This is a genomic window from Roseovarius sp. EL26 (assembly GCF_900327775.1).
Taxonomy (GTDB): domain Bacteria; phylum Pseudomonadota; class Alphaproteobacteria; order Rhodobacterales; family Rhodobacteraceae; genus Roseovarius.
The window spans coordinates 45,611-61,070 of the sequence record NZ_OUMZ01000005.1; the positions used below are offsets into that span (position 1 = coordinate 45,611).

General features: G+C 49.7%; 12 protein-coding genes. 4 read left to right on the forward strand and 8 right to left on the reverse strand.

Annotation, left to right across the window (positions count from 1 at the left end; translation table 11 throughout):
• The first annotated feature begins 97 nt into the window (after positions 1 to 97).
• Positions 98 to 1,510 carry an efflux transporter outer membrane subunit gene (locus tag D9A02_RS02165; RefSeq protein WP_120499339.1) on the forward strand — a complete coding sequence of 471 codons (1,413 nt, stop codon included), beginning with the start codon at positions 98 to 100 and terminating at the stop codon, positions 1,508 to 1,510.
• A 21-nt stretch (positions 1,511 to 1,531) separates the two neighbouring features.
• Here D9A02_RS02165 and D9A02_RS02170 read toward each other — a convergent pair whose 3' ends face one another.
• The 4 genes from D9A02_RS02170 to D9A02_RS02185 all read right to left on the reverse strand — a co-directional run bounded on the left by D9A02_RS02170 (position 1,532) and on the right by D9A02_RS02185 (position 5,568).
• Positions 1,532 to 2,725: a hypothetical protein gene (locus D9A02_RS02170; protein WP_120499340.1), complete on the reverse strand. Its 1,194-nt coding sequence runs from the start codon at positions 2,723 to 2,725 to the stop codon at positions 1,532 to 1,534.
• A 107-nt stretch (positions 2,726 to 2,832) separates the two neighbouring features.
• Positions 2,833 to 3,465 carry a rhomboid family intramembrane serine protease gene (locus D9A02_RS02175; RefSeq protein ID WP_120499341.1) on the reverse strand — a complete coding sequence of 211 codons (633 nt, stop codon included), beginning with the start codon at positions 3,463 to 3,465 and terminating at the stop codon, positions 2,833 to 2,835.
• Between the two features lie 56 nt (positions 3,466 to 3,521).
• Positions 3,522 to 4,916, reverse strand: a complete 1,395-nt coding sequence (locus D9A02_RS02180) for a hypothetical protein (protein ID WP_120499342.1) — start codon at positions 4,914 to 4,916, stop codon at positions 3,522 to 3,524.
• Positions 4,917 to 4,935: 19 nt separating this feature from the next.
• Complete coding sequence (locus tag D9A02_RS02185; RefSeq protein ID WP_254054523.1) at positions 4,936 to 5,568, reverse strand: polysaccharide biosynthesis/export family protein; 633 nt, start codon at positions 5,566 to 5,568, stop codon at positions 4,936 to 4,938.
• Between the two features lie 338 nt (positions 5,569 to 5,906).
• Here D9A02_RS02185 and D9A02_RS02190 point away from each other — a divergent pair, with 338 nt between their 5' ends.
• Positions 5,907 to 6,110 carry a hypothetical protein gene (locus tag D9A02_RS02190; protein ID WP_120499343.1) on the forward strand — a complete coding sequence of 68 codons (204 nt, stop codon included), beginning with the start codon at positions 5,907 to 5,909 and terminating at the stop codon, positions 6,108 to 6,110.
• A gap of 290 nt (positions 6,111 to 6,400) precedes the next feature.
• Entirely contained in the window at positions 6,401 to 7,051 is a 651-nt protein-coding gene (locus tag D9A02_RS02195) for a VPLPA-CTERM sorting domain-containing protein (RefSeq protein ID WP_162932933.1), read from the forward strand.
• Between the two features lie 72 nt (positions 7,052 to 7,123).
• Here D9A02_RS02195 and D9A02_RS02200 read toward each other — a convergent pair whose 3' ends face one another.
• The 4 genes from D9A02_RS02200 to D9A02_RS02215 form a co-directional block, all read right to left on the reverse strand.
• A complete protein-coding gene (locus D9A02_RS02200; RefSeq protein ID WP_120499345.1) occupies positions 7,124 to 10,123 on the reverse strand; it encodes a calcium-binding protein in 3,000 nt (999 codons plus the stop codon).
• A 520-nt stretch (positions 10,124 to 10,643) separates the two neighbouring features.
• The gene (locus D9A02_RS02205; RefSeq protein ID WP_120499346.1) at positions 10,644 to 11,501 is read right to left on the reverse strand and encodes a CpsD/CapB family tyrosine-protein kinase; all 858 of its coding nucleotides are present in this window, start codon (positions 11,499 to 11,501) and stop codon (positions 10,644 to 10,646) included.
• Between the two features lie 19 nt (positions 11,502 to 11,520).
• Entirely contained in the window at positions 11,521 to 13,077 is a 1,557-nt protein-coding gene (locus D9A02_RS02210; RefSeq protein WP_120499347.1) for a lipopolysaccharide biosynthesis protein, read from the reverse strand.
• Entirely contained in the window at positions 13,074 to 14,222 is a 1,149-nt protein-coding gene (locus tag D9A02_RS02215) for an ExeA family protein (RefSeq protein WP_254054524.1), read from the reverse strand. Before D9A02_RS02215 ends, D9A02_RS02210 begins: the two co-directional genes overlap by 4 nt.
• A 544-nt stretch (positions 14,223 to 14,766) precedes the next feature.
• Between D9A02_RS02215 and D9A02_RS02225 the strand changes: the two genes are divergently transcribed.
• Positions 14,767 to 15,459 carry a sugar transferase gene (locus tag D9A02_RS02225; RefSeq protein WP_120499350.1) on the forward strand — a complete coding sequence of 231 codons (693 nt, stop codon included), beginning with the start codon at positions 14,767 to 14,769 and terminating at the stop codon, positions 15,457 to 15,459.
• The last annotated feature ends 1 nt before the right edge of the window (position 15,460 follow it).

Below are 15,460 nucleotides of genomic sequence, written 5' to 3' on the forward strand. Positions count from 1 at the left end.
GCAATTGGCATGTTACGTTTGGGAAAGTGTTTGTGCTGTAGGCCACCGTCAGATGTGGCCGCGCCGGACGCATGAGGCAGTTTGAGAGCAGAGCTCAATGAAATATTTCAAGTGGATTCCGTTTTGGGCCGCGTTGACGGCTTGTGGGGACATGGCACAATATCGGGAACCCGAAATTGATTTGCCAGATGTTTATAACGTTATGGCACCGGTCAAGGCACCGTCGCGGGCGGATCTGGAATGGTGGCGAAATTTCAATGACCCGGTATTGGATGGTTTGATTGCGCGCGGATTGGCAGACAACCTGTCAATTGCCGAGGCACAGGCCCGTTTAAAAGAAGCCGAGGCCGGCTTGCGTGGCGCCAGTGTGGCCGTCACCGGTGACGCTGAGGTTGAATTCAGCGGCAGTAAGCCGGGTTCTGACCGTATTGAAACCACCATCGGGGCCCGGGTGAATCTGGCCAATGAAGCCGGGCACCGGAGGGCTGCAGCCGAGGCCCGGTTGCAAGCTGCAGAGAAAAACGAGCTGGAAGCCCGTCGTGCAGTCTTATCCGAGATTTCAAATGCCTATACAGATCTGAGGTTTTTCCAAACCACGCGCAAACGACGCGAGCAGGATCTCGCATCACGTCAGAAAACCACCAATGATATCAATAAACAGGTCGAGGCAGGTGAAGCGACAAAGCTGGACCTTCTGCGCGCACAATCTTTGTTGGCAGAAACGCAATCAGAAATTCCTCTGATCGAAACGAACATCATCCGGCAGCGCAATCGCCTGTCTACCTTGCTGGGTCGTCCAATTGGCATGCTGAATGTCGATCTTGGGTATCAGGGAAGGCAGCCGTTGCCGCAGGGCGTCACAGATCCTGGAGTGCCTGCAGATCTATTACGCGCACGCCCGGACATCCAACGAGCCGAACGGCAGTATGCAGCAGCATTGTCGGACATGAGTGCGGCAAATGCCGCCCGCTACCCGAGTTTGAGTCTCAGTGGTATCATTTCAAATCCGCTTAATGGCGTGGCGCGCCCGGTAGATACATTCTTGGCTGGGCTGGTGTTACCTGTTTTTTCTCAACCAGCGCTGGCTGCTGAGGTTGATGCGGCTGACGCGCGGGCCACACAAGCTTATCTGCAATGGCGTACCGCAGTATTGCGCGCCGTAGAGGAAGTAGAGAATGCCCAAGCATTGTTGGGCTCTTCAAAACGGGCTGCACGGGCGGCGCAACGGACGGTCAATCTTGACCAAGAGTCGCTTAAACTGTCACGTGAACTGGTCTCCAGCGGAGGCAATATTACAGTTTTGGACGTCTTGGACCGGGAACGTTCCTTGGCTGCGTCGCGCACGTCACTGGCACAAAGCCAGCGTGACATTGCGGCAGGCTACATTGAACTTCAGGTGGCGTTAGGGCGTGGTCATCCTTTGGTTGCTGATGACCCGACCGACGGTGGCACCGTAGAGCAGGGCGAGCAAACAGAGACCGTTAGCCGGAATCGCAAAGGGTTTCATTAAATCAACCGCGCGGCAATCGCTTCATGATGACATGGAAAGTGCCGCGCGCAATTTTGCTTTGGCTTTGCGGGAATTGAGTTTCACCCGATCAAACAGGGGCAATCGTGCGTCATGACCCGCGGCACGCATCAGCTGGATCACATCACTGTCCAAGGGGAGGCGCTTAAGGGCGCCGATAGCGCATTGTTTGATGATCGCCTCGCGGTTTGCACGGAAGTATTCCAGATCGAAGACGTCAGAAAAGTCCTCTAACACGCCTAGTATATCCAGGTTCAACATGGTTCGGGTGCATTTGCGGCACTGCGAGCAATTGTTTTTCTGTATGGTGTCCCGTGTTTCTGTTGGTGAAACGCAGACATCCAATAAGTGCCGGGATGGGGGATAGGCCGCGACTTTTGCAATTTTCTGGGACCGTTCCAACCCAGCACATGCAAGCGTGAAGACGATGTTTTCAGTCGATAGCAAGGGGAGCAGGATGGATTCGTAATAGGTGATTTCTGCGTGTGATTGGTTGGTGTGTGAGTAAGAGTAGCTGGAAGAATAGAGATAACATTTGTGCAGATCCTGAAAGAACAAAACAGCAGCTATGTTGCGTAATGTGCTTGTGCGGATGAAATTGGCGTCGGCTTCGACGTAGAAATCAGAAAGGTTGCTGTTTACGGTCGTCCAGTTCAGCCCGGATTGTGTGGCGAATTTTTGAACGCGCTGACAATAACGTTGATAAATCGCAGCGCTACCCGCCACGGGCCCCATGGCTCCGACGTTGAAGGTGGACAGGCTGCTTAACTGGTAAAACGGTGCTGTGTCGCCGCTGGTATGAACGGCTAGTGTGGCGAAGGAATCAACCCCAGCAGAAAACCCCGAACCGGTATCAGTGCCCGGTTTGGAAGACGTCATGCCCGCTGGGAGAGCTGTAATTTGAATTTTGAAAAGCGCAGGATTGAAATGGCGTAGCAGATCTTGAATGTCGTTGTTCAGATTGAACAGTAATGTCGGTGATATCGGCCCTTCAATATGCAGGGGCGCCCCTCGCAGCATTGCAGGATAAAGTAAGGCGATAGCGATCCAGTCGCAAAGATAGGCCGGGGCATTTAAGGGCTGATTGGTTTCACCATCAAAGACCAAATATTCAGGAAGATCCTTGCTGGAAACATCACATGAAATCTTTCTGGTGGTTTCATACTGCTGGGCGTGAATATTGCTTACAGAAATCATCGCGACCTCAATATGAAGGTGTAAGTGTAATGAATTCTACCTTAGATTGAATTTCGGATTCTGGCAAACACTGCCACTCTGCGGCGTATGCAGCGGCTGAAGGGACATTATGAGTTTCGAAAAAACGGTGCCAAGGTCAGGCCGACAATCGTGCCGCCCAGATGCGTTTCCCATGCCAAATGTCCTGATGCGAGCAAGTAGCTTCCCAGATTCAGAACGATCATGAGCGCAGTCGCCCAAGCAATGGTGCTGAATGAGAGGGGATGGTGAGGTGAAACGCCACGCCTATTCCAAATAAGCGCGGCGGCGACCAGACCAAACAGGGCGCCTGAAGCGCCAACCATTGGCTGCAGCGTATTCGTCAAAGCGGCGAAAGCTAACGCGCCACCAAGGACACAAAGCATATAAAAAACTATAAACCACCAAGCCCCTATCTGGCCGATAATGTGGCGCCCCAGTGAGACCAGTACAATCATATTGACCACAAGATGCCACAACCCAGCGTGCAAAAACGCATAGCTGACAAACATAACATAGGGTTGAAGTGGGTAGTTTGGCAGCCATCCATGCAGCAAGCCCGCCCAAAAGGCCCCGTAAGCATAACTATCGGGTCGCCAACGAATTGTGCCCCACGCCCCCAGATCTGCCCCGATTAAAAGCGCCTCGGGCACAGTGCAAGCCAAGACCATGATCCAGAGAATGGCAGGCATGGTCTTAGAATGGCTTGACGGTTGATGCATGATATCGTGCAAAACAGGTTCTTGTCAGTTTGACAAGGTGGTGGCCATCGGAAAGGTCAATTCAGCAAATCGAATGTTCGGTTCAACGACAGAAACACGGATGTTGAATCGGCATTGCCAAGGTTTTCTTCATCACGGTATTCATAAGAGACACCTGTGCGCATGAACCATTGTTCTGTCAGTGAGCGTCGGTAACTGACGTCGAACGAGGTGCGCTCAACCTCATTTGAGGTCGCATTGCCCTCGGCCAGAGAAAATCCGAAATCGAAGCCAAGGCCGGAAATGGAATTGATGTCGTGGTCATAGGTAACCCCAAGACGTGTCGTCAGACGTTCTTCATCCTCACTATCGGTTCTGACACGGCGGTTCAAAATGAACCGTAACCTGCTGCTGTCGAGTTCCCGAAGGAAGTCTATGCTTCCAATGAGGTTAGGGTCATCGCCATCCAATGTTGTGACACCAATCGATGTCGACAGCTCCTGACCCAAAGCGAAGTTCAGGCTTCGCCCTGCTTGCAACGTATAGCGCTGGCCACTTTGATCTCGACTAGACTCCAAAGAAGCATCAGCCGTTCCATTCGGCATGATGCGATTCCAGCCGATCTGCCCGATCGGGCCTTCTTCGGTTTCTGTTCCTGAGTTTTCGCGGGTTACAATTTCTTCGTAGCCTAGGCCAAAATCCAGTGTGGTGATTGCACTGACGTCATATGTGACGCCGGCCAATGCCGAATATGTGTCACGTTCTGTGTCTTCTGAATTGTCTTCTTCGAAGCGATCATAGTCGAGCTCCAGACGCCCGGTTACCACCTCGGAAACTCTGAGCAGGGTGGTGACACCCGTTGCGGCACGCCAGCTGTCGTCAAGAGTACCTGAGCTCACATCATCGTAGGTAATCGCACTGGAGCTGGCGTCAAAAATGAGGCCAAGGGGAGCATTTTGTCCAACTTCCACCGAGGTGGAAAATCCATAACTGTTTCGTGTCCCGGTGCCGTTCAACTCGTTGAAGTCTGGGGGTAAGACGATATTGCCTTCACCATCGGCGAAATCCTGCAGTGGACGCAGAAACCCGACCTCAGATTGGCGGAAGAATGTGTCGAAGGATAATGCTGCATTCCCGGTGTTCCTGTCGTATCCGAGCCGCAGATTTGGTTCTCCGAAACCCGTTTCAGCGTCAGAGCTGCTGGGTAGATCCCCTAACCGCAGCAATCCACCAGCAGAAAAACTCAATGCTTGCGTACTGGTTTGCGAATTCAGATTAAAGGTTAGGGCGGTTGTTGAAAGATTGGTGCTGCCTTCACTTGGTATATCAAGTGCAAGGTTGTCACCGCTCTCAAAACGTTGACTTAAATCCAAGGTCGCTGAAATTGGATTAGCTTCCTGCGCAATCAGCGGGTAGCTGATCCAGCCTGAAATGCCCGCAAGCGCGAGGGGGAAAAGGGGCCTGATTTTCACTGCTCTCTCGTTCGTTATATTATTCGAACAGGCGTCTTTCCGGTACGATTATCACATCACCTGGGGCCATGACGGTCATCCCGATATTGGAACGGCCTGCAAGGATGTTATTATAGTTAACGTTGTACACACGCTCTTTGCCTGTTGCGTCTCTGCGGCGTAATTGTACACGTTTCTTAGCTGCAAATCTAGAAAAACCACCGATTTCTGCCAGCAATTGCAGTAAGGTTGTGCCTTCAGCCACTTCTACTTTTCCTGGGCTGCTAACCTGGCCCAAAATATAGATTGGAATTGTGGGCTCTGCGTCAGCCGCACCTGCGGATGGGAAGGCAAGTTCGGGTTCTGCAAGGCGCGCAAGTGATACAAAAACGGTGGGCGCACTGGCGAAGTTTGGTGACAGCTCAGTTGTGATGCTGTTTTTGACCTGACCCAAGGTTCGGCCTCCGGCTTGTACGGTGCCAGCCAGTGGCACTGAAACGCGGCCGTCTGGCAATACCAAGGCATCGCGGTTGATGCTGCTGTCTTCCAGGACTTCTATTCGAATGATGTCACCGGGTTTGATGCGGTAACTTTCTTGTGCAGATCCTTCGCCCGCAAAGATAGGCAGCAGGGTCAGTGCGAATAAGAGCGTGATAATCCGTTTTATAATCATGGTTTTATAGGCTTCACGTTAGAATGGGATATGACTTTAGGACGTCCATGTTAATGCAGCTATTGCGCAGATTCGCAAAAAATGTTGCTCGCGACAGGTTTTCGACAGGAGCAACGTGATCTTTGTGCAACATGTTCCGACGTTTGCGAAGGTGTTTTTACCTAGCGTCGGAGGGGTACAACGCCAAGACATCATAGGTTTAGAAAAAGGGTGAATTGTGTCTGGACCGCATGGTTTCGCCTAATTGTTGCCGTAAATAATGGAGAAGATCGCAAGAACGGCAAAGGCAATCCATGCGGTCATAGATGCGTGTGGTGCCCTATGTAAGGAAAGACACTATGGTTGGTATCGTATTTTTGTCCGCTTTGATTGGCTTAACTGCAGCGGTATCGGTATTATTATCTGGTGCATCTTTTGGGTTTGCGTTTCTCATCTATGTTTGCTGTGGTGTTGCGATGGTTATGACGGTTGTCCTACTGACAACTATATCTCAATTCGTAAACGGCCCCGCCGTGAGTGGCGATGCGGAACCTCAACGATAAGCGCTGATAAGCGTCCGAAACCCTTCTACTCCTCGCGAATCAAATGGTTTCTTTTAGGGAAACAATTTGGGCGCTCTCGTAATATTTCATCAAATTTAGAAAATATCAGCTGTCACTGATGTCCGAAAGTGCATCTCTAGGGTGTTTTTTGGTGCAAATTTTGCTCCATTTGCGGGAATTAATGGCGTAAATGTGTTCCAATTAAGTTTTTCTTTTGGTTGACGTTGGGTGATCATGTACAGTGTATCCGTCTGTAATAAGCAAACATGTTGTTTGAGAAGGTAGCTAATATGAATATTAAACTTTTCGCGAGTGCAGCTGTTTCCGCGTTAATGATCGCAGGATCAGCGACAGCAGCTAGCCTAAGCTTTAGTGGTGACACGGATACCGCAATTCTTCCAGGTGGCCCCACAGGATTTTCCGCAGGTGATTTGGGAGCCACTGGTCTTTCCGTCGGTGATACAATCACGACTGTGGGTAAAGACATCGGTGTAGGTGGGCTATCCGTAGATGCCGACAATGTAACTTTTGAAGTCACATATCTTGGTTCCGAAGCGGGACATCTTAACGAAGCTGTTGAACTTGCAATGGGGGATACGCTTTTCATTAACAAAGGCCCTGACGCAGCGTCGATAGGCGACACAGCCACGTTCAAAGGTGGCTTGGCCGGATTTGTTGCATTCCTCTTCAGGGATTTGACTGATGGTGGAGAGTTTGTCCAAAACGGAGAAACAGGGGCCTCGGCCACTGGCCTGAGAATTGGTTTCTCAGAGATTTCTTCGGACGGCAAAAGCGTTGTAGCGCTATTTGCTGATGGTTTGGGAGATGGCGATTTTGACGATTTAGCCATCAGAATCTCAATCGTACCTCTGCCAGCAGGTGGTCTGCTTTTGCTGACTGCGCTTGGTGGTATTGGCGTCATGCGCCGCAAAAAAAGCTAAGCCTGATTATTTCAGAAGCATAGTTAAAAAAAGAGGGCCAGTTGGCCCTCTTTTACATTTTTGGAACGCGCTTTATGCGATTGATAACCAGCCATCTAATTCAGTTTCGCTCAAGCCAAGCAATGTAATGCTGTCTGCCCCATTTGAGATAACTGCATTCCCATCATTGTCTTGGCTTGTGTGTTCGCTGGATAGTGCATCCCCATTTGCGAAATAGCCGGCCAATTCTAGACTGTCATTGTGCTCGAAATCGGTAATGACATCTTGTCCATCTCCAGCAGAAAAGTAAAAGCGATCGTTGCCCGATCCACCGGTGATCTCATCATTCCCTTTCCCGCCAACAAGCCTGTCATTGTCGGCGCCGCCATCTAGGGTATCATTGCCTCTTTTACCGACGAGGAGATCATTACCAGCCTCGCCGTAAACGACATCATCGGCTCTGCGCCCGATGAACCTATCATTTAGCTCCGTGGCGTGGATCGCGTCTGGGGCAAGAATGATTTCACCAAATTGATTGGCCGTTTCAATTGCCGTATCTGAAATTTGCGCACCATTTTTACCGTCAGTGTTAGCGTTCAGAGCGTAGTAATTTGTTCCGACCGTGACGTTTTCACCGTTGTCCGCGGTGTAGCTCGCGGTGCTGCCGTGTTCGTAGGCGATATACCCGGATGATGGCCCATCTTTAACATTCAAGCTGAGCTCTTTTCCGAGCTGGCTGTGGCTGTTGATGGCAACGATAGCGATGCCTTTAGAGAGGGCATCAAATGCTTCGGATGCGCGCCAGAGATTAGTTTCATTCTCTGCGGTATCCTCAGTGGAAGGCGGGTTGGTATTTGAATTGCTTCCATCTTGGGGAGTGGTTGGTGTTGGATTTGCATTGGCATCTTGCGTTTCGTCTTGATTCTGGTTGTTTGACGATTGGTCTTCATTGGGGTCCGTTGTGGCACCACCACCATCGGTTTGGGATCCGTCACCATCACCAGTGCTCGATCCGTTGTCTGTTTGGGACCCATCACCAGAGCCTGATCCGTTGTCTGTTTGGGATCCTTCGCCGCCGTCAGATGAATCACCTGTATCCGTTTGGTCGGTTGTATCGGTTTCTTCTTCGGGAATATCCGTCGTCGTTCCAGGATTGCCGCTCAAGAAGTCGGCAAGTGAAACGATTTCACCATCGCGGAAGACGAAGTTTTCGATATTGATGACGAACTTTTCACCATCCGGGCCCGAGACTATGTGCCCGTCACCATCGGCAGTGATGGTGTATTCTGATCGATTACCTGCGAGAAACAGCCGGTCAGTCCCTGCGCCACCATTGACACCGTCACGGCCTTTTGCAGCATAAAACTCATCATCACCCGCGCCGCCAGAGAGGAAATCCTCAGCGTCGGTTCCGATGATTTGGTCGTTGCCGTCGGTGCCCCGTTCGTATTTACCCTGCAGATAAGCCTCGTTGCCGGTGTCATCCCACCATGCGCGATCATTGTGCAGCTTATCGAGCAGGAACTCAGCACGTGGGTTGGTGTCGGCCAAATGGGTCAGCAGCGTCCAGGAGCCATACTTGTTGCTTATGCCAACGTCACCGAATTGCATAAACGGGCTATCAGAAATTTCAGCCCATATGTCATAAAGCTGTTCGTAAAGGACAGCCATCTCCGGGCTTCTGACAAAGTCAGCCAGAAAATCATTCAAAATTTCCTGTTGTTCTTTAGTGAGCCCTCTGACGGCAAAGCTGTGATGAACGTGCTGCCCACCTTCATAAGCGGTCAGCGCGACTCCATATTTATCTGCGATTGCCTTTGACTCCAGCAAGCCAGGTATGATCCTCGGCAGTGAGCCTGAGTATTCCGGATCAAGAAGCTTTTCACCAAGCCATGCGGTTGCATCGATGCTCGGGTCCTGAATTTTCTCAATTAATTCTAGGCGTTGATCTTCGTTGGTGACGGTGTATTGGCCAAAGTATGTTGTAACTGACAATTCATCGAACACGGTGTGGGGGGCAACATAGCCATCCGGGTCGTTGGCCTCCCAAAGCGGAGCGGTCAGAACCTGCTCGTTGCTGAATTCACCACCGGGGCGAGACCCCATAACATTCACAAGCTCAGGGCTGGTGTCGGATTGCGCAAACACCTCTTCCCAAATCAAGGCGACTTCAGTGGCGCGCTTGGCTTGATAATTAAGGAGTACATCGTAACCGGTTTTACCCCATTCGGCTTCCCCTTGAGCATGGGCCCATTTTGAGGCAGCAAAAGCATTGTTCCAAACTTCATTTGACCATTCAACACGGACGGTTAGATTTGGATCAAGATTATCACGAACGTATTCCGCAAATTCACGAATGAAATTGTCATCAACGATGTGTGGCATGTTGAACCAAGGGTCGACGCCAGCCTCGTTTGCGAGCCGAACCATGACTTCGACGGGTACAGTATTCCAGTTTGCAGAATCTATCGTGGGATATTCTTCCCACGTTTCAATGGTGGGTCTGTTGGTGTTGGTCCACCCCATGAAACGAAACTGCCGTGAGTCCGCAACAATTTCCAACCATTCAGGGTTAAAGAGGGCGCCTGCTTCATGCAGCTCTACATTGTCTTGATGCACCACTGAGACATTTCGAATATAGTTACCCGTACCATTCGGGTCGGTTTCTGTAATGTTTGGACCTAAGGGGCCTCCTGCATAACTAAAGACAATTTTCCCGTCTTCCTGAGACAGAATTTTAACCCCATTGCCATCAACATCTATGTTGCCTTCACCTTCATAAGTGAGGACAAACACATCCAGTTCATCGCCAATGCCATAACTATCGGACCAATTCCAAATGGTGCCAACTTCGACCATGCCATCTGGGATTTCTTTAACCCAGCCGTTTTCATCAAGATATCCACCCTCTCTTAATTTGGCAGTGGACATAGCCCCCCAATCTTTGTGGGCGTGTCCTAACCAATCCCGTGAGGATTTCATGAGATCAAGAAAAGGAAGCTGCGTGCTGTGGCTTCCTGTTGTGGTCAGATTGAAGGCAACGGTCGGATTGTCGTTTCCTAGTGCCTGAGTGGAGGCGTCATAGATGGTCATTGAGGAATGAACTCCGGTTTACACTAACCGCCCGCATAGGGTGGTTGTTGTGATGTGAGGCGAGCAGGGCGCGTGCATTTTTGACTTGCGAAACAATTGCTGAGAATTCATTTCAATGTTTCCTGAAAGCCAGATTTTGTTGATCCTTTACTAGATTTCCGGAGGGAAGACTTGTTTTATTTATAGGTGGTTTTGGGACCCAAATAAGGAGAAAGCGTGACGCAAGTTGAAGATTGAAAGCACTGTTCTGTTTGTTGTTATGGCCATGTATATCGGTTGTTTTTGGCCAAACTGACTCAGTATTATTAATGTTTTTCAACTTGTTATTGAGGTATATTTTGAATATCCGCGTAAATCGATTATCTTTAAAGCGCGGCTGTTTTGGAAATTATTCAGCAAGAATTTGAGGCGTAATACCCATTAGGATATACGCGGCTTGGTGCCGAAATGCCTATAGAGATGGCGAAATTCTGCTTGCTTTGTAGCGGTTCTTAATTAAAAGGCGCGCCGCAATCAGGAATCAGTTGCCGTAATAGTAGCCATAGTTCTCACTATGACCCATATATCGGCACTTGTTTAGAATCACGCCCAACACATTGGTTCGCGATGCCAGCTCGCGCTCAGCTTTGTCCACATTGTCGGGCGTTGTCTTTTCAGCCTCTGCCACAAACAATGCGCAGTCCACCTGATCAAGGAATGCCAGCGTGTCGTCACTGACCATCAGGGGGGGGGTGTCAAAAATCATGAGGTCAGGTTTATACCGGGCTTCAATGTCATCCAGAATACGCGCTGCAGTGACGCCTTGTAGCATTTCAGCGGAGTTTCGAATACTGGATTGGTTCATCGTGATGGCCAGATTATCACCATAGCGCAGCATGTGCCCTTCAATGGATTCTTTACCAGACAGAACCTGCGAAAACTGAATCCTATTTTCCACTCCCAATATCTTGGAAAAGACCGGACGACGCATATCCAGCTCGATCACCATGACTCGAAGATCGGTCTGTTTGGCCAGACTGAACGCTAAGTTCATGGTTGTCATGCTTTTACCGTTGCTAGGTCCATGCGATGTGATGGCCACCCGGCGCCAGTTGTGCTTGCGCATTTGCTGTAATAATTTGGTGCGCAAAATGTCATAGGGAGCGGCATGGTGGCTGGAATCGCCGACCAAAATCCGATTGCGCTCAAGGTGAGCAAAATCTGGATGGAAGGGTTCTAACGCTTGCCACAACGTGGTCTCAGCATCGCTTACATTGAGCGCAGGTTTGGGCAGATTCGCAACAACCGCAGGGTCGCGTGTGGTTGGGGTCTCGGTGTCCGGTGCCTGTTGGCTTCGGGACTTACGAGCCTTCTCGATGGCAGATTGAATGCGTTCCATTAGTATTGCCTCTTCAATCTTATCTTAGTTCAAGTTGGTCAAGGATGCTGCCCAGGCCAGATTTATTAATAGCCTTTTCGATCAACATATCCATTGGCAGGTAATATGTATGCAATAAAAAGAGGCAGGTTGGGATGCCGGCGATCACGATGATTAGCGCTGAAAATATTATGGTGCGGCGCATTAGAACCTGCCGACGTGTTCTGATGTAGGGGATCGTTACAAATGGCGTGATACCCAACTTGTTTGATAAGTCCGCAGGCCGGCGGATTGAGCTGTTCATAAGCTCGAGCAATGCAATCAGCCCCAGCCCCGCCATGATACCTCCTCCGATACCGGCGATAGCAATCTTTTTGCGGTCGGGGTCTGTGGGCTCTCTAGGAGGGACCGCCTGTTCGATCACGGAGATACGTTGTCCACGTGACTGTGCTTCGATTTGGTCGCCTGTACGAGCGGCAGCAAGATCGGCGGTGGCCTGATTGTACTGAATGCGCAAGTTTGCATAGTCGCGTTCAAAAACCCCAAGCGTCACTGCGTTTGCCGGGGTATCATCAATGCTCTTCTCAAGTTCAAGCAGTTCGCTTTCAACATTGGCTAACTGTTCTAACTGGAAAACAATCTGCCCCTCTATGTCGGCCATCTGTAGCTCGAAAGGCGATAATTTTTCGATCCCACCATTAGCAGAGTTGGCCTGCCGCGCCACTCGTGCTTCCATAACCTCAAGTTGCTTGCGGAGATGGCGGATTTTGGGGTTTTGATCTGAATAGATCGCCAAAGCTGAAGCAAGCTGATCTTGCAGTGCCTTTAGTCGGCGTTCATCTGGAGTTAACGCGTCGTCTTGCGGCAGAGTTTCCCCTGTTAGCTCGAACAAATCCTTAAGGCGAGTGCGCCGGTCCCGCAGGCTGACCAGCTCTCGATCGATCTGCAGTTTGCGTTCCTGAACAGCCGATAGTCGTGTGCGCCGAAAGTTCAGGCTATCTGGTAGCGCATCTTTGTTCTGCAATTGGAATTGAAGTATCTCCTGCCCCTGATCAGCTAATCCCTGATCCAGCCGGGCCACTTCACGTTTGAAAAATTCCAGAGTTTGCCCGCTGGCTGCCTGACGCATCGAGACATTTTCTTCTAGAATTCTGGTCACGACTTCATTGGTGACCTGCGCAGAGAGCAAGCCATTATCGGCTTCGAATGAAACGATGACAAAAGAAGCCCCTGTACGATTGCGCGGCAGGCTCATGCCAATACGACGACGCATATCCTCGACAATTGAGTCCGCAGAAATACCTGGCTGATCTTCGTACACATCAAAGTCGCGCGCAATTTCCAAAATATTCGCCCGCGTGAGGATGCGGCGTTTGATAATCTGTAAGATTTCCGATGTGTCAGCTTCGACGGTAGAGGTCGCAAGGTTTCCCGGAATCTGAGGGGATTCGACCAGAAGTTGGGCTTCGGCCTCATACACAGGAGGTAAGGTGTAGGCGACAGTGAGCCCCATGGTGGAAATAGCCAGCGCTACGACCAGGAAATAGTGCAGCCGGCGCAAAAATAAAGAAACATAGAATTTGGTATCTTCAATCATTCTAAAACGTCATCTTTCGTATCGAATGCACCTGCGCAGAAGAAAGCACCGTCATCAAGCACTTGTTGCACTGTGCGTTCCGTAACCGTTTTCTGGTTATTGGTGAATGCATAGACCATTGATAGGTCACATAACTGGTTTATTAGGCGTGGCACACCCTGAGTTTGTTCGAAAATCAAGTTGCAGGCATGTCTGTTGAATAGATTCTTAGTGGCCCCGGCCCGATGCAAGCGGTGACCGATGTAAGCTTGCACAGCGGAAGCGTCCATTGATCCCAGATGGAAATTTGCAGCCACGCGCTGTGCGAATTGTTTGAGATCGGGCCGGCGGATCATATCCCGCAATTCAGGTTGGCCCACTAATACTAATTGAATCAGCTCATCTTTGTTTGCATTGATATTGGTAAACATGCGGAGTTCTTCAAGCGACTCGCGGCTAAGATTTTGCGCTTCATCAAAAATGATGACAACTCTGTTGCCTTGGGCGTATTCCTGAATCAAGTATGACTGAAATTGCTCAAACAGATCAACATAGGTTGCATCCTTTGGGGCACTTTGGTCGAGCGACATCAAAACCCACCTAAGCAGTTCGCCGCGCGACCCATGGGCGTTTGATACAAGGCCAATCTTGATACCAATTTCGATATTATTGAGTAAATGCCTCAACAAGGTGGTCTTGCCGGACCCCACCTCACCGGTGATTAGGGTGATCGGGGCGCAGGTCACAATGCCATATTCCAGCATGGTATAGGCGCGGCGGTGCTCAACTGACCAGAACATAAAATCGGGGTCTGGTAGTAGAGAAAAGGGGCGCATGTTCAGATTGAAATGCTCGGCATATATAGCCAGGGAACTGTTCATGCTGTTGTCTTGCCGTATGGTCCCAACATTGGGAGAGTGATCATTACAGTCTGACGAAGTACTATCGGTTTCGTCGACAAGCTCTTGCTTTCTTAGTATGTACACTGCTTGTTTCGACTTGTCATACATTTGCGGTATATTTGGCTTTCGGCTGCTGTGAAACGTAGTTTCATCGGCGTTACACGGTGGGGGATCATAGGTCGCAGCTCTTTTGGGGGCAAATAGTCGGGCCAATCGCCGATTGACCGCCGTAAATGGGTTGTTTCTGGATCCCTGCCCACTCATTATGTTTGTTCCGTATAATTTATATATGCTCTGGCAGGAGCCTAAGGCGCTGATCTTCAAATTGCGCAGGGCACCGGGGTTCATTCTACCCGTACCACTTGCAACGCTACCTAATATAGGTGGCCGTTGGCAATAAGAAGACATATCGGGGGCAAATATATGTCTCAGAAGCCGAAATCCGAGGGAATTGATGTGCTTTGATTCGGAAATTTGGGGTCTTTTAAGGTCCAGAATGGAAACAAAGGCGGTTTGTTCGGGTTATTTTTGAGAAATAATGAAACAAATAAAGGATCAGATAGGGTTTGCAGTCCTGTGATGCCGGAAAAAGGCTTAATTTTCTGAAATTTGTTGAGGTGGCCAGCCATAACGATTATGTTCAAATTGTGAATGACTATGGTCAAATTGTGGATAAAGAGTGATCGAGTTGGGGCCGTGCATATTTAGAAGTGGCATAATCCACCGTGTTATCGATCTGTAAGTGTGCTTACTTTCCTATTTTTTAGGTGAAGTGAGGTTTTGTAGTGCCGTGTAAGGAAAATTTTTAATGACTGTTCAAAATAGTAAATTTTTAGCTGACCGAAATGCCGCTATTGAGCTATTTCCAGGTCGCGCTTCGTCTTATATTCGTGGTGGGCTTTATCGTAATTTTGGCAAGCGCACTCTCGATATTATTCTTGTGCTAATAGCTGCGCCAATCGTTCTTCCAGTTGTTTTGATGCTTGCAATCTTAACGGCTCTTGATGGCGGTAACCCGTTTTACAAACAGATGCGTGTTGGCCGGAATGGCCGCATTTTCACAATGTGGAAAATTCGAACAATGGTTATGGATGCTGATGATGCGCTTGTGCGTTATCTGGATGGTAACACAAAAGCACGTCGCGAATGGGACGAAAAACAAAAACTGTCTGCTGATCCTCGGGTCACAGCGCTTGGCGCGGGCATCCGCAAAACATCTTTGGATGAATTGCCACAGCTTTTGAATGTTTTGGTTGGCGATATGAGCTTGGTGGGACCACGCCCAATGATGCCTAATCAACAAAGCCTGTACCCTGGAAGTTCTTATTTCGACATGCGCCCTGGTTTGTCAGGGTTGTGGCAGGTTTCTGATCGCAACAATTCATCTTTCGCGGCACGCGCAGGGTTTGATGACCTATATTACAAGAGCATGTCGTTCAAATCGGATGTGCGGGTGATGTTCCGAACACTTGCGGTCATGCTGCGTGGAACTGGATGCTAAG

Bases quoted from the DNA above. Each gene is read 5' to 3' on its own strand.
- D9A02_RS02190 (WP_120499343.1), top strand. From the start codon at position 5,907: ATGGTTGGTATCGTATTTTTGTCCGCTTTGATTGGCTTAACTGCAGCG.
- D9A02_RS02225 (WP_120499350.1), top strand. From the start codon at position 14,767: ATGACTGTTCAAAATAGTAAATTTTTAGCTGACCGAAATGCCGCTATT.
- D9A02_RS02200 (WP_120499345.1), bottom strand. From the start codon at position 10,123: ATGACCATCTATGACGCCTCCACTCAGGCACTAGGAAACGACAATCCG.
- D9A02_RS02185 (WP_254054523.1), bottom strand. From the start codon at position 5,568: ATGATTATAAAACGGATTATCACGCTCTTATTCGCACTGACCCTGCTG.
- D9A02_RS02170 (WP_120499340.1), bottom strand. From the start codon at position 2,725: ATGATTTCTGTAAGCAATATTCACGCCCAGCAGTATGAAACCACCAGA.
- D9A02_RS02215 (WP_254054524.1), bottom strand. From the start codon at position 14,222: ATGAGTGGGCAGGGATCCAGAAACAACCCATTTACGGCGGTCAATCGG.
- D9A02_RS02175 (WP_120499341.1), bottom strand. From the start codon at position 3,465: ATGCATCAACCGTCAAGCCATTCTAAGACCATGCCTGCCATTCTCTGG.
- D9A02_RS02195 (WP_162932933.1), top strand. From the start codon at position 6,401: ATGAATATTAAACTTTTCGCGAGTGCAGCTGTTTCCGCGTTAATGATC.
- D9A02_RS02165 (WP_120499339.1), top strand. From the start codon at position 98: ATGAAATATTTCAAGTGGATTCCGTTTTGGGCCGCGTTGACGGCTTGT.
- D9A02_RS02210 (WP_120499347.1), bottom strand. From the start codon at position 13,077: ATGATTGAAGATACCAAATTCTATGTTTCTTTATTTTTGCGCCGGCTG.
- D9A02_RS02205 (WP_120499346.1), bottom strand. From the start codon at position 11,501: ATGGAACGCATTCAATCTGCCATCGAGAAGGCTCGTAAGTCCCGAAGC.